The organism is Streptomyces sp. MS19 (assembly GCF_047200595.1).
Lineage (GTDB): Bacteria > Actinomycetota > Actinomycetes > Streptomycetales > Streptomycetaceae > Streptomyces.
In genome coordinates, this window is record NZ_JBJZOH010000002.1 from 196,498 (window position 1) to 208,635 (window position 12,138).

11 protein-coding genes are annotated in these 12,138 nt (G+C 75.2%); 8 read left to right on the forward strand and 3 right to left on the reverse strand.

The annotated features are described in order from the left end of the window. Positions 1–15: 15 nt before the first annotated feature. The 3 genes from ACL02R_RS03430 to ACL02R_RS03440 all read left to right on the forward strand — a co-directional run bounded on the left by ACL02R_RS03430 (position 16) and on the right by ACL02R_RS03440 (position 1,821). The gene (locus ACL02R_RS03430; RefSeq protein WP_412795329.1) at positions 16–921 is read left to right on the forward strand and encodes a LysR family transcriptional regulator; all 906 of its coding nucleotides are present in this window, start codon (positions 16–18) and stop codon (positions 919–921) included. 91 nt (positions 922–1,012) lie between these two features. Continuing rightward, positions 1,013–1,456 carry a helix-turn-helix domain-containing protein gene (locus ACL02R_RS03435; RefSeq protein WP_412795330.1) on the forward strand — a complete coding sequence of 148 codons (444 nt, stop codon included), beginning with the start codon at positions 1,013–1,015 and terminating at the stop codon, positions 1,454–1,456. Next, positions 1,453–1,821 (forward strand): DUF4180 domain-containing protein, encoded by a 369-nt coding sequence (locus tag ACL02R_RS03440; RefSeq protein WP_412795331.1) that lies wholly within the window; start codon positions 1,453–1,455, stop codon positions 1,819–1,821. The genes ACL02R_RS03435 and ACL02R_RS03440 overlap by 4 nt, the downstream gene beginning before the upstream one ends. Positions 1,822–1,928: 107 nt before the next feature. On the opposite strand, the gene ACL02R_RS03445 is transcribed toward ACL02R_RS03440, so the two are convergent. Next, a complete protein-coding gene (locus tag ACL02R_RS03445) occupies positions 1,929–3,506 on the reverse strand; it encodes an HtaA domain-containing protein (RefSeq protein ID WP_412795332.1) in 1,578 nt (525 codons plus the stop codon). Beyond that, positions 3,503–4,951: an HtaA domain-containing protein gene (locus ACL02R_RS03450; RefSeq protein ID WP_412795333.1), complete on the reverse strand. Its 1,449-nt coding sequence runs from the start codon at positions 4,949–4,951 to the stop codon at positions 3,503–3,505. The genes ACL02R_RS03445 and ACL02R_RS03450 overlap by 4 nt, the downstream gene beginning before the upstream one ends. Positions 4,952–5,102: 151 nt before the next feature. Between ACL02R_RS03450 and ACL02R_RS03455 the strand changes: the two genes are divergently transcribed. The 4 genes from ACL02R_RS03455 to ACL02R_RS03470 all read left to right on the forward strand — a co-directional run bounded on the left by ACL02R_RS03455 (position 5,103) and on the right by ACL02R_RS03470 (position 10,022). Further along, positions 5,103–6,122 carry a heme/hemin ABC transporter substrate-binding protein gene (locus ACL02R_RS03455; RefSeq protein ID WP_412795334.1) on the forward strand — a complete coding sequence of 340 codons (1,020 nt, stop codon included), beginning with the start codon at positions 5,103–5,105 and terminating at the stop codon, positions 6,120–6,122. Continuing rightward, positions 6,119–7,231, forward strand: a complete 1,113-nt coding sequence (locus tag ACL02R_RS03460; RefSeq protein ID WP_412795335.1) for a FecCD family ABC transporter permease — start codon at positions 6,119–6,121, stop codon at positions 7,229–7,231. Before ACL02R_RS03455 ends, ACL02R_RS03460 begins: the two co-directional genes overlap by 4 nt. 29 nt (positions 7,232–7,260) lie before the next feature. After that, a complete protein-coding gene (locus ACL02R_RS03465; RefSeq protein ID WP_412795430.1) occupies positions 7,261–8,082 on the forward strand; it encodes a heme ABC transporter ATP-binding protein in 822 nt (273 codons plus the stop codon). Between the two features lie 452 nt (positions 8,083–8,534). Further along, the gene (locus ACL02R_RS03470; RefSeq protein WP_412795336.1) at positions 8,535–10,022 is read left to right on the forward strand and encodes an exopolysaccharide biosynthesis polyprenyl glycosylphosphotransferase; all 1,488 of its coding nucleotides are present in this window, start codon (positions 8,535–8,537) and stop codon (positions 10,020–10,022) included. Positions 10,023–10,036: 14 nt separating this feature from the next. On the opposite strand, the gene ACL02R_RS03475 is transcribed toward ACL02R_RS03470, so the two are convergent. Then, positions 10,037–10,975: a GDP-L-fucose synthase family protein gene (locus ACL02R_RS03475; RefSeq protein ID WP_412795337.1), complete on the reverse strand. Its 939-nt coding sequence runs from the start codon at positions 10,973–10,975 to the stop codon at positions 10,037–10,039. Between the two features lie 119 nt (positions 10,976–11,094). Between ACL02R_RS03475 and gmd the strand changes: the two genes are divergently transcribed. Then, entirely contained in the window at positions 11,095–12,135 is a 1,041-nt protein-coding gene (gene gmd / locus ACL02R_RS03480; RefSeq protein WP_412795338.1) for a GDP-mannose 4,6-dehydratase, read from the forward strand. The last annotated feature ends 3 nt before the right edge of the window (positions 12,136–12,138 follow it).

The following is a 12,138-nucleotide window of genomic DNA, read 5'->3' on the forward strand; positions in this document are numbered from 1 at the left end:
CGTTACGCTGCGAGGATGCTGGATCTGACACGACTGCGGGTGCTCGTCGCCGTCGCCCGGGAGGGGTCCGTCACGGCGGCGGCTGAGGCGCTGCACTACGCGCAGCCCTCCGTGAGCCACCACCTCGCCAAGCTGGAGGCGGAGGTCGGGGTGCCGCTGGTGCGGCGGGCCGGGCGGGGCATCCTGCTGACGGACGCGGCGCGGCTGCTCGTCGCGCGCGCCGAGGAGATCCTGGGCCAGGTGGAGGCGGCGCGGGCCGAGCTGGCGGCGCACGCGGGGCTGCGTACGGGCCGGGTGCGGCTCGCCGCGTTCCCTTCGGCGCTGGCCACGCTGGTGCCGGACGCGGCGGCGCGGCTGGCGGCGGACCACCCGGGGGTGGCGCTGGCGCTGACCGAGGCGGAGCCGCCGGAGGCGCTGACGGCGCTGCGGAACGCGGACGTGGACGCGGCGCTGATATTCGAGCACGACGACCCGCCGCCGGGCGAGCACCGGAACACGACGGTGCTGCCGCTGCTGGACGAGCCGGTGTATGTCGTCACCCCGGCGGAGCGGCGCTGGCCGGGCGCGGCCGCGGACCTGGCGACGTACCGCGCCGAGAACTGGATCGCGGGCTGCGAGCGCTGCCGCCTGCACCTGGTGGCGATGTGCGGCGGGCTCGGCTTCGCGCCGCGCATCACGTTCGAGACGGACGACCATGTGGCGGTGCAGGCGCTGGTGGCGGCCGGTCTCGGCGTGAGCGTGCTGCCGGGGCTCGCGCTGCGGGCGCACCGGCAGGAGGGCGTGCGGATCGACCGGCTGCCGGGTGACCGGCGGCGGATCTCGGTGGCGTACTACGGGGCGCCGCCCGCTCCGGCGCCGGTCGCGGCGTTCGTCGGGGCGCTGACGGCGGCGGTGGCGGCGCGGGCGACGGACTGGCCGTGAGCATTTCCTCTCCTTCCCTTAAATTACCTCAGCGAGGTGTGGCGAGGTAGGTTGAGGTAAGGAAAGGGTCACGAGCGAGAGGTCGCGTGGGGTGGAGCAGCGGTACTACTCGATGGACGAGGTCGCCGGGCTGCTCGGCCTGCACGTCCGCACCGTGCGCGGTTACGTGCGGGACGGGCGGCTGCGGGCGACGCGGGTCGGCAGGCGGTACCGCGTCACGGCGGAGGACCTGGCGGCGTTCACCGGCACCCCGGTCGAGCCGCCCCCGCGCCGCGCGCGGCGCGCCGAGGTGTCCTGCGTCGCGCGGGTCGAGGCGATCGGCCCCGACGAGGCGATCCGCCTCACCAACACGCTGGTGGCCGCCGCCGTCGGCAGGCACGGCCGGGAGAACGCCGACCGGCTGCGGGTGGAGAGCGCGTACGACGAGGAGCGCGGCGAGCTGAAGGTCATCGTCCTGGGCGGTCCGGCGGCCGCCGGGGAACTGCTCGGGATGATCGACCTGCTCGCCCTGGGAGAGGGGACCACGGACCAGTGAGCGACAGGGTCGGGACGATAGCGGGCGTGCAGGTGCTGTTCTGCGCGGCGGACGCGGCGCCGGTGCGTGGCGAGCGGGACGGGACGGACCTGCTGGGGGACGCGTTCGGCCGCGGGGCGACGTGGGTCGTCCTGCCGGTGGCGCGGCTGACGGACGACTTCTTCCGGCTGCGCACGCGCGTGGCGGGCGGGATCGTGCAGAAGTTCGCGCAGTACGGGGTGGGGCTCGCCGTGGTGGGTGACATCTCCGGGCAGGTGGCGGCGAGTTCGGCGCTCGCCGACTTCGTGCGGGAGAGCAACAGGGGCCGCCAGCTGTGGTTCGTGGCGGACGAGGCGGAGTTGACGGCGCGGTTCACGGCGAGGTGACGCGGCGGGCGCCGCGTGCGGGGTGGGTGACGGGAGGGCACCGGTCCCGCACGCGGCGCGGGGCAGCCCGCCCGGTGCGGGGCGGGCTGCCGGGGTGGTGCGGTGTGTCAGGCCGTGCGGCGGCGGGCCGCCGTGCGGCGCAGGACGACGCCGCCCGCCGCGAGGGCGGCCGCCGTGCTCAGCGCGGCGGCGGCGCCGATGCCGGCGCCCGTGCTGGCGAGAGCGCCGCCGGTCGCGCCGCCCTGCGGGGTGACGCCACCGGTGCCACCGGTGCCGCCCGTACCGCCGGTGCCGCCGTTGTCGGAGCCGTCGCCGGGATCGGCCGGGGGCACGGCGGCGTCGTCGCTCAGGGAGACGCGGACGCTGACCGGATCGAGCACGGTACCGGCCGGGTACATCGGCGTGCCGTTGTACTCGAACACCTGGGCGCCGTCCGCCGTCAGCGTGGCGGGCAGGGCGTCGAGGACGAGGGTCTCGCCGTCCGCCTCCAGGGCACCAGCGGGCACGTCGAGTTCGGCGACGGTGAGGTCGTCGTACTCGGTGACCTCGCCCGTCTCGGCGTCCGTGGCCGACACGTCGGCGACGAGGGCGCCCTCGGTGCCGTCGATGTCCACGCCGAGGTCGGTGAAGCTCAGGTCGAGCGCGCCGTGGTGGCCGGTGAAGCGGACCGTGCCGTCGAAGGCCGCCTCCAGGGCGGGGGCGTCCTCGTCGTACGCGCCCTCGGCGTTCGGGAAGCTGTAGCCGTTCGCGTTCTCCGTGGCGCCGCCGGTGAGTTCGACGCTGCCGCCCGCGATCGGGCCGGTGATGTAGGAGCGGAACGACTCCTTGACGCCCCAGTCGAGGGTGCCGTCGTGGAGCGTGCCCTGGGGGGCGGGGTCGGCCGGGTCGACGGGGTCAACCGGGTCGGTGGGATCCGTGGGGTCGGTCGGGTCCGTGGGGTCGGTCGGGTCAGTCGGGTCGGTGGGGTCCGTCGGGTCGGTGGGGTCGGTCGGGTCGGTGGGGTCAGTCGGGTCGGTCGGATCGGTCGGGTCCGTGGGATCGGTCGGGTCCGTCGGGTCCTCCTCCACCGGGGAGACCGTCAGCGTCGCCGGGTCGAGCACGGTGCCCTCCGCGTACATCGGCGTGCCGTTGTACTCGAACGCCTCGGCGCCACCCGCCGTCAGCGTCGCGGGGATGTCCGCGAACACCATGGCCCCGCCCTCGCCCGAGCCCGGCTGGACGCCGCTCAGGTCGAGCGTGGCGAACGTGACGTCCTCGGTCGTCTCGCCCGCGACGGTGACGTCCGCGACGATGGCGCCGGACGTGCCCTCGGTCTCGACGCGCAGGTCCGACAGGCCGAGGTCCAGCTCGCCGTGGTGGCCCTCGAAGTGCACGCCGCCCGCGAAGGCGGTGTCCACGCCGTGCGTCGTCAGGTCGTAGCTGCCCGCGCCGTCGGTGAACCGGAAGGTGCCGTCCGCGTTGCGCTCGGCGCCGTCCGAGACGGTGATCGAGCCGTTGGCGATGGGGCCGGCTATGTAGTTGCGGAACGAGGACTTCAGTCCCCAGTCCAGGGTGCCGTCCTCCAGCCCGATGGTGCCGGGCGCGGCCGGTTCGGCGGGCGCGGCGAGCGCCGGGCCGGCGAAGGCGGTCACGCCGAGCACCGTCGCCGTGGCGGCGGCGAGCAGCAGGGATCTGTTCCGGGTCATGACGGGTCGTTCTCCTCGTGTGTGGTGGCGACGCGCGGCGTACGGCGGTTGCGTCGCGTGATGAGTACGGCTGCGGCGGCGATGACGAGCAGCGCGCCCGCGCCGGTCGCGATGACGGTGACGGGGGTGCCGCCGGTGTCGTCCGACGCGTTCTCTGCGTCGGCGGCGGGTTCCGGGTCGGCCGTCGGGGTGGGGTCGGGGGCCTGGGCGTCGGTGGGGTCGCTGCCGAGGTCGGGGAGGGCGGGGAGTTCGGCGCCGTCGTCGAGGGCGACGGCGAGGGTGAGCGGGTCCATCTCGGCGCCCGGCTGGTAGAGGCCGCCGAACGCGTCGGAGCCCTCGTCGGTGAGCGTGGCGGGCACTTCGGCGAGCAGGAGCAGCCCGTCGTCCGGGGTGAGCGCGTCGGTGCCGGCGGGGAACGTGACCAGCGGCTGGTCCTCGGCCGTCCCGTCGCCGGTGGTGATGTCGGCGGCGAGGGTGCCGGTGCCGTCCGCGACGGTGACGGTGACGCCGCCGATCGCCAGGTCCAGGTCCGTGCCGGTGAAGTGGACGGTCCCGGCGAACGCGGCGTCCACCGTGCCGGCTCCGGGGTCGGCGGTGCCCTCGCCCGCCGGGAAGCGGAACACCGCGCCGCCGTCCGCCGCGCCGTCGCCCAGTTCCCAGCCGCCCTGGGCGATGTTCCCGGTGACGTACTCGCGGAAGGTGCGGCGGATGCCCCAGTCCACGGCGGCGGTGGTGAACGACGCCTCGGGGCGCTTCTGTTCGTCCGGCTCGGCCTCCTCCGCCGGCTCGTCGGGGTCGTCGGACGGCTCGGAAGGTCCGGAAGGTTCGGGGTCGAGCGTGTCGGCGCTGAGCGTCACCGGGTCGAGCGGGTCGCCCGCCGCGTAGTAGCCGGCGAACGCGACAGCGCCCTCGGCCGTGAGCGTCGCCGGGACGCCCGTGACGGCGATGCCGGTGCCGCCCCGCAGGTCGATGCCGCCGAGATCGAGGGAGGCGAGCGGCACCAGGCGGCTGTCGGTGATCCGGCCGCTCTCGCGGTCCTTGCTGCGCATGTCGGCGTAGAGGGTGCCGGAGCCGCCGGAGACGGAGACCGTGGGATTGCTGATGGTGAGGTCGAGTTGGTAGTTCCCGTCCGCCTCCTGGTGGCCGGTGAAGCGGACGCCGCCCTGGTAGGAGGCGGTGAACGCGCCGCTGTCCGGGTCGTACGCGCCCTGCGCCGAGTGGAAGCGGAACTGGCTCTGCCCGACCGTGGACGCGCCGCCGTTCAGGCTCCAGCTCCCGTTGGCGATGGGGCCGGTGATGTAGGTCTGGAACGAGGACTTGACGCCCCAGTCGAGACGTCCGCCCGCGACGGTGCGCTCGGCCGCGTGCGCGGTGCCGGGCAGCAGGGCGGCGAACAGGACGGCCAGCAGCGCGCACGCGCACAGCCGCAGGCTTCTGGGCAGCATCGAGGAGTCCTCCCTGGGGAGCCGGCCACGGAACGCCGGACGCGGAGTGAGGTTAGCCTAACCTAATCCAAATGAGGTTAGGCTAACCTCACAGTTACGTGATGCGAAGACGATCCTCCTGCGGGACGGGAAGCGAAGAGGTGCGGAACCGGTGAAGCGCCACCCTCGGGGAACTCTCGCCGTGCTGCTGGCCGTCGGCCTGCTGCTCGGCGGTTGCGGCAGCGACGGAAGCGGCGGGGACGGCGGCGGGGACGGGGGTCCCGCCGCCGCGACAGCGCTCGTGGACCGCGTCGAACCGCTCGACGGGCCCGCCCCGACTCCCGGACTGCCCGTCACCGTCCCCTCGGCGGACGGCGAGGACGTCACCGTCACGGCGGCCGACCGCGTCGTCCCGCTGTCGGGCTCGCTCTCGGAGATCGTCTGGACGCTCGGCCTCGGGGACCGCGTCGTCGCCCGCGATGTCACCGCCACCTTCGAACAGGCGGCGGACCTCCCCGTGGTGACGCGCGGCCACGACGTCTCCGCCGAGGGCGTCCTGTCCCTGCACCCGGACGTCGTGCTCGCCGAATCCACCACCGGGCCCGCCGAGGCGCTCGACCAGATCCGGGCGGCGGGCGTGCCGGTCGTCGTGTTCGACGCCGCCCTGTCGCTGGACGACGTGGCGCCCCGGATCGGGGCCGTGGCGGCGGCGCTCGGCGTGCCCGACGCGGGCGAGGAGCTGACCGCCCGCACGGCGGAGCGCATCGAGGCCGCGCAGGCGGACATCCCTGCGGACGGCGAACGGCCGCGCGTCGCGTTCCTCTACCTGCGCGGCACCGCGTCCGTCTACCTGCTCGGGGGCTCCCGGTCGGGGGCCGTGTCGCTGATCGAGGCGGCGGGCGGCGTGGACGCGGGCGACGAGTCGGGCCTGGACACGGACTTCACGCCCCTCACCAGCGAGGCGCTGGCCGCCGCCGCGCCGGACGTGATCCTCGTGATGAGCAAGGGGCTCGACTCGGTCGGCGGCGTGGACGGCCTGCTGGAGATCCCCGGCGTCGCCCAGACGCCCGCCGGGATGGACCGGCGGATCGCGTCGGTCGAGGACGGCATGCTCCTCAACTACGGGCCGCGCACGGACGAGGTGCTCGCGTCGCTCGCCGCGCAGATCCACGCGGGCGGCCAGGCCGGATGACCCGCACCGAGCCCTCCCCCGCCCCCGCCGAGGCGCCCGCCGCCTCCCCCGCCGCCGGTACGCCGGCCGGCCCGGCGCGCCCGCGCGCGCGGCGGACACTGCTGATCGCCGGGCTGACGGCCGCCCTGGTCGCCGTCACCCTGGTCTCCGCGTCGGTCGGCGCGTACGACATCCCCCTGTCCGACCTGCTGGCGTCGGGCGCGCACCGGCTCGGCCTGGGCGGGGAGCCGCTCGACCGCGTGGGCGAGAGCGTGCTGTGGGACGTACGGCTGCCGCGCGTCGTGCTGGCGCTGCTGGTCGGGGCCTCGCTGGGCTGCGCCGGGGCGCTGATGCAGGGCGTGTTCGGCAATCCGCTGGCCGAGCCCGCCGTCATCGGGATCTCGCCCGGCGCGGCGGTCGGCGCGGTGGCGGCGATCGCGTTCGGGCTCGACTTCCTCGGCAACTGGACGGTGACCGTCTTCGCGTTCGCCGCCGGGCTGGCGACCGTGCTGGTCGTCTACTCCCTCGCGCGTTCGGGCGGGCGGACTGAGGTCGTGACGCTGATCCTGACCGGCATCGCGGTCAACGCGTTCGCGATGGCGCTGATCGGCCTGTTCATCTTCTTCGCGGACAACGCGCAGATCACCCAGATCACGTTCTGGCAGCTCGGCTCGCTGGCGCAGGCGACCTGGCCGAAGGTCCTCGCCGTCCTGCCGTGCGCCGCCGCCGGGCTGCTGGCCGCGCCGCTGTACGCGCGGCGGCTCGACCTGCTGGCCCTGGGCGAACGGCCCGCCCGCCACCTCGGCGTGGACGTCGAGCGGCTGCGGCTGGTGCTCGTGCTGCTGGTGGCGCTGCTGACGGCGGCGGCCGTCGCGGTGGCGGGGGTCATCGGCTTCGTCGGCCTGGTCGTGCCGCACCTGCTGCGGATGGCGGCGGGGCCAGGGCACCGGTTCCTGATCCCGGCGTCCGCGCTGGGCGGCGCGCTGGTGCTGCTGGCGGCCGACCTGTTCGCGCGGACGGCGGCGCAGCCGGCCGAGCTGCCGCTGGGGGTGCTGACCGCGCTGCTCGGCAGCCCGTTCTTCTTCTGGCTGCTGCGCAGGACCCGCAACCGGCAGGGAGGCTGGGCGTGACGGGCGTGCTGGGTACGTGGTTCGGTGGGCTGTTCGGGGAGCGTGACACGGCGCTGCCGGTGCCGCCCGCGCCCGGGGAGACGGCCGCCGCCGCGCGCGGGGTGTCGCTCGCGCTGGGCGGCCGGGCGGTGCTGGACGGGGTGGACGTCGCGGTCGCCGCCGGTGAGGTGCTGGCGCTGGTCGGGCCCAACGGGGCCGGGAAGTCCACCTTGTTGTCGGTCCTGGCGGCCGACCAGCGGCCGGACAGCGGCGGGGTGACGGTGGCCGGACGACCGGCCGCCGACTGGTCCGCGCCTGAACTGGCGCTGCGCCGCTCGGTGTTGCCGCAGTCGGCGACGCTGTCGTTCCCCTTCACGGTCGGCGATGTCGTCCGGATGGGCCGCGCGCCCTGGGCGGGGACGCGCGCCGAGGACGAGGACGACGCGGCGGTGGCCGAGGCGATGGCGGCGACGGAGGTCGCGCCGTTCGCCGGGCGGCCGTTCTCGGCGCTGTCCGGCGGCGAGCGCGCGCGGGTCGCACTGGCGCGCGTGCTGGCGCAGCGTGCGCCCCTGCTGCTGCTCGACGAGCCGACCGCCGCGCTCGACCTGCGGCACCAGGAGCTGGTGCTGCGGGTGTGCCGGGAGCAGGCGCGGGCGGGCCGCGCCGTGGTGGTGGTGCTGCACGACCTGGGGCTCGCGGCGGCGTACGCGGACCGCGCCGTCGTCCTCCACCAGGGGCGCGTGGCGACGGACGGGCCGCCGGCCGAGGTGTTCACGGAGGAGCTGCTCAGCCGCGTCTACCAGCATCCGGTGGAGGTGCTGCCGCACCCGGGGACGGGGACGCGGCTGGTGCTGCCGCGCCGCGCCGGGTGACCGCCCGGCGGCGGAACTTGAGATTCCGGCCAGGCAACCGGGCGGTTTCGGAAAGTTCCAACAAACGGCGGCCAAACGCCTTCGCCATGCCCTAGCCTCTTCTGCGGCACCGGGTGTGCACTCACGGGGAGATGAGGACACGCCTTCCTCACCTTTCCCACCCATGTTCCGCCCACTCCGCCTCCGCTCCACCACCGCTTCCCGACCGCTCGCAGACCGCCCGCAGACCGCCGCCCGGCCGTTCCCCGCCCACACGGAACGGCACGCGCGGTCCCGGACAGCTCCACCTCCCGCGCCCGCGCCGTGCACGGCCGTCCCCACCGGGCGCCCCGCCGCACGGCGCCGACGCCGGTGCGGCGGGCGGCGCGTTCCCGTGCCGCTGTTCCCGTGCCGCCGTTTCCGCACCTTGGGGGTCGATCATGCGTCGCCAGGACTCTTCACGCTATGGAATCGTGCGCGAGCCGACCGTTCCCGTACGCCGGGTCACGCCCCGGCCGGGGCGGCCCCGCTGGTACGCCCCCGCCGCAGCCATGGCCGACGCGGCGGGGGCCTGCTTACCTGTCCTGATGGTCTATCAACTGACCGCCCAGCCCCACCCGTTGGCCGCCGCGACGGTCGCCGCCGCCTCCTGGACCGCCGTCCGCGCCGTCCACGGCCGCTACCGGCCCGGCTCCCTCGGCGAGCGGCGCGGAATCCGGGCCGCCGCGCACGACTGGCTCCTCCTCGTCGGGCTCCTCGCGGCCCTGCGGGCGGTCACGGGCGAGGACTCGTCACCCGCCGCCGCGCTCCTCGCGCTGTCCGCCGCGCCCGTCGTCACCGGCGCGACCTGCGCCGCGATCCACCGCCACCTCACCGGCAGACGGCACCGCGCGCAAGCCGTGCGGCGCGTCCTCGTCGTCGGGGAGCCCGGCCCGGTGGACGCCGTGGCCGCGCAGCTCGCCGCCCGCACGGACCACCCGTACGTCGTCATCGGCGGCGTCCTGGTCGGCGGCTCGGACGAACTCACCTGCGGTGTCCCGAGGATGGGCCACCTCGCGCCCGCGCACCCGCCCGCGCACGGCACGCCTGGCGCGCCGCCGCCCGACCTGATACCCGGGGCCCAGGACGGGCCCACCGTACTCGCCGCCGCGCGCCACCAGGCCGCCGACGTCGTCCTCGCCGTCCCCGGCACGGCCCTGACCGGGGAGCGGCTGCGGCGCCTCGGCTGGTCCGTGCAGGACGCCGGGCTCACGCTCGTCGTCGCCTCCGGGCTGACCGACGTGGCGCTGCGGCGCGTCACCGTCTCCACCGCCGCCGGGCTGAACCTGCTGCACGTCGCCCCGCCGCTGCACCGGGGCCCGCAGCCCGTCGTCAAAGGCGTCCTCGACCGGACGGCGGCGGCCTTCGCGCTCGTCGTCCTCGCCCCGCTGATGCTGCTGCTCGCGCTCGCCGTCCGGCTGGACTCGAACGGGCCCGTGCTCTACCGGCAGACGCGCGTCGGCCACCGGGGGCGGCCGTTCACGCTGTGGAAGTTCCGCACGATGGTCCCCGACGCGGACCTGCGCCGCCCCGCGCTCGAAGGGGCGAACGAGCACCGGTCGGGACCGCTGTTCAAGATCCGCCGCGACCCGCGCGTCACCCGCGTCGGCCGCCTGCTGCGCCGCACCTCCCTGGACGAACTCCCGCAGCTGGTCAACGTGGTGAGCGGCGAGATGGCCCTCGTCGGGCCGCGCCCGCCGCTGCCGGACGAGGTGGCGCGCTACGGCGCGGTGGAGCGGCGGCGGCTCGTCGTCAAGCCGGGCCTGACCGGGCCCTGGCAGGTCGGCGGCCGGGCCGACCTGTCGTGGGACGAGGGCCTGGCGCTCGACCTCGACTACACGGACAACTGGTCGGTCACCGGCGACCTCGACGTGCTGGCGCGGACCGTCCGCGCGGTCATCGACGGCCGGGGCGCGTACTGATGGCCCGCCGCCGGCTACGCCTGGTCGGCGAGCCACCAGCGGTAGGTGTCGGCGATCCCCTCCTCCAGCGGGACGCGCGGCGTGAAGCCGAGGGCGCGCAGCCGCGTGACGTCGAGCAGCTTGCGGGGCGTGCCGTCCGGCCGGGACGGGTCCCAGGCGATCCGCCCCCCGTAGCCGACCACCCGGGCGACGGTCGCGGCGAGTTCGGCGATGGTGAGGTCCTCACCGCAGCCGACGTTCACCGCCACCTCGTCGTCGTGCGACCGCAGCAGCGTGACGCAGGCGCGCGCCAGGTCGGCGCTGTGCAGGAACTCGCGGCGCGGCGTGCCCGTGCCCCACAGGGTGATCTCCGGGGCCCCCGCCGCCTTCGCCTCGTGGAAGCGCCGGACGAGGGCGGGCAGGACGTGCGACGTCTCGGGGTCGAAGCTGTCGCCGGGCCCGTACAGGTTGGTGGGCATGGCGGCGATGTACGCGCGGCCGAACTGCCGCCGGTACGCGCGGACTTGCGTGATCCCCGCGATCTTCGCCAGCGCGTACGCCTCGTTGGTCGGCTCCAGCGGCCCGGTCAGCAGCGCCTCCTCGGGGATGGGCTGCGGGGCGTGGCGCGGGTAGATGCAGGACGAGCCGAGGAAGAGCAGCCGGTCCACGCCGGCCTCGTGCGCGCCGGAGACGACGCTGAGCTGGATGCGGAGGTTGTCCTCCAGGAACGGCACGGGGAACCGCTTGTTCGCCATGATCCCCCCCACCGTGGCGGCGGCGAGGACGACGGCGTCGGGGCGCACGGCGGCCAGCCACGCGCGGGTGCGGTCGGCGTCGCGCAGGTCGAGCTGGTCTCTGGTCCTGGTGAGGACCTCGTGTCCCTCGTCCGCGAGTGCGCGGGCGATGGCGGAGCCGGCCAGGCCGCGGTGTCCGGCGACGAACACGCGGGCGGCGGGCGGCAGGAGGGTCGTCATGGCCCGGATTCTGCCAGCGCGGCGGAGCCCTCAGGGGGCGTTCGCGGCAGCGTGTGACAGGTCACGCGCGATGGCACAACAGGTTTGTTCCGCAAGTGAGTTGGGGGAGCGAGTTCGTGATGGCACCATGCGACACGGAGGGCGTCCGGGGCCGGACGGCGCTGGTCACCGGCGTCACCGGGCAGGACGGTTCGTACCTGGCCGAGCTGCTGATGGCGAAGGGGTACACGGTGCACGGACTGGTGCGCCGCTCGTCGTCGTTCAACACCGAGCGGCTCGACCACATCTACCAGGGGCCGCAGGAGCCGGGCCGCACGCTGGTGCTGCACCACGCGGACCTGTCGGACGGGGTGGCGCTCGTCAACCTGCTGCGCGAGGTGCGCCCGGACGAGGTGTACAACCTGGGGGCGCAGTCGCATGTGCGGGTGTCGTTCGACGCGCCGCTGTACACGGGGGACGTGACGGGGCTCGGCACGCTGCGCTTACTGGAGGCGATCCGCGCCAGCGGGGTGGAGACGCGGATCTACCAGGCGTCGTCGTCCGAGATGTTCGGCTCGGTGCCGCCGCCGCAGAACGAGCGGACGCCGTTCCACCCGCGCAGTCCGTACGGCTGCGCCAAGGTGTTCAGCTACTGGTCGGCCGTCAACTACCGTGAGGCGTACGGGCTGTACGCCGTCAACGGCATCCTGTTCAACCACGAGTCGCCGCGCCGCGGTGAGACGTTCGTGACCCGCAAGATCACGCGCGCGGTGGCCAGGATCAGGGCCGGGCTCCAGGACCGGCTCTGGATGGGCAACCTCGACGCCGTCCGCGACTGGGGCTACGCGCCCGAATACGTGGAGGCGATGTGGCGCATGCTCCAGCGGGACGAGCCGGACGACTACGTGGTGGCGACGGGAGTCCCCGCGACCGTGCGGGACTTCCTCGGCGCCGCGTTCGCCGCCGGGGGCATGGACTGGGAGGAGCACGTGCGCTTCGACCCCAAGTACGAGCGGCCGAGCGAGGTGGACGCCCTGGTGGGCGACGCGTCGAAGGCGCGCGAGCTGCTCGGGTGGGAGGCGCGGGTGCGGTGGCGTGAGCTGGCCGAGCTGATGGTGGCGGCCGATGTGGCGGCGCTCGACGCGGAGTTGAGCGGCGCGAGCGTACGGATCGACCGGTGAGAC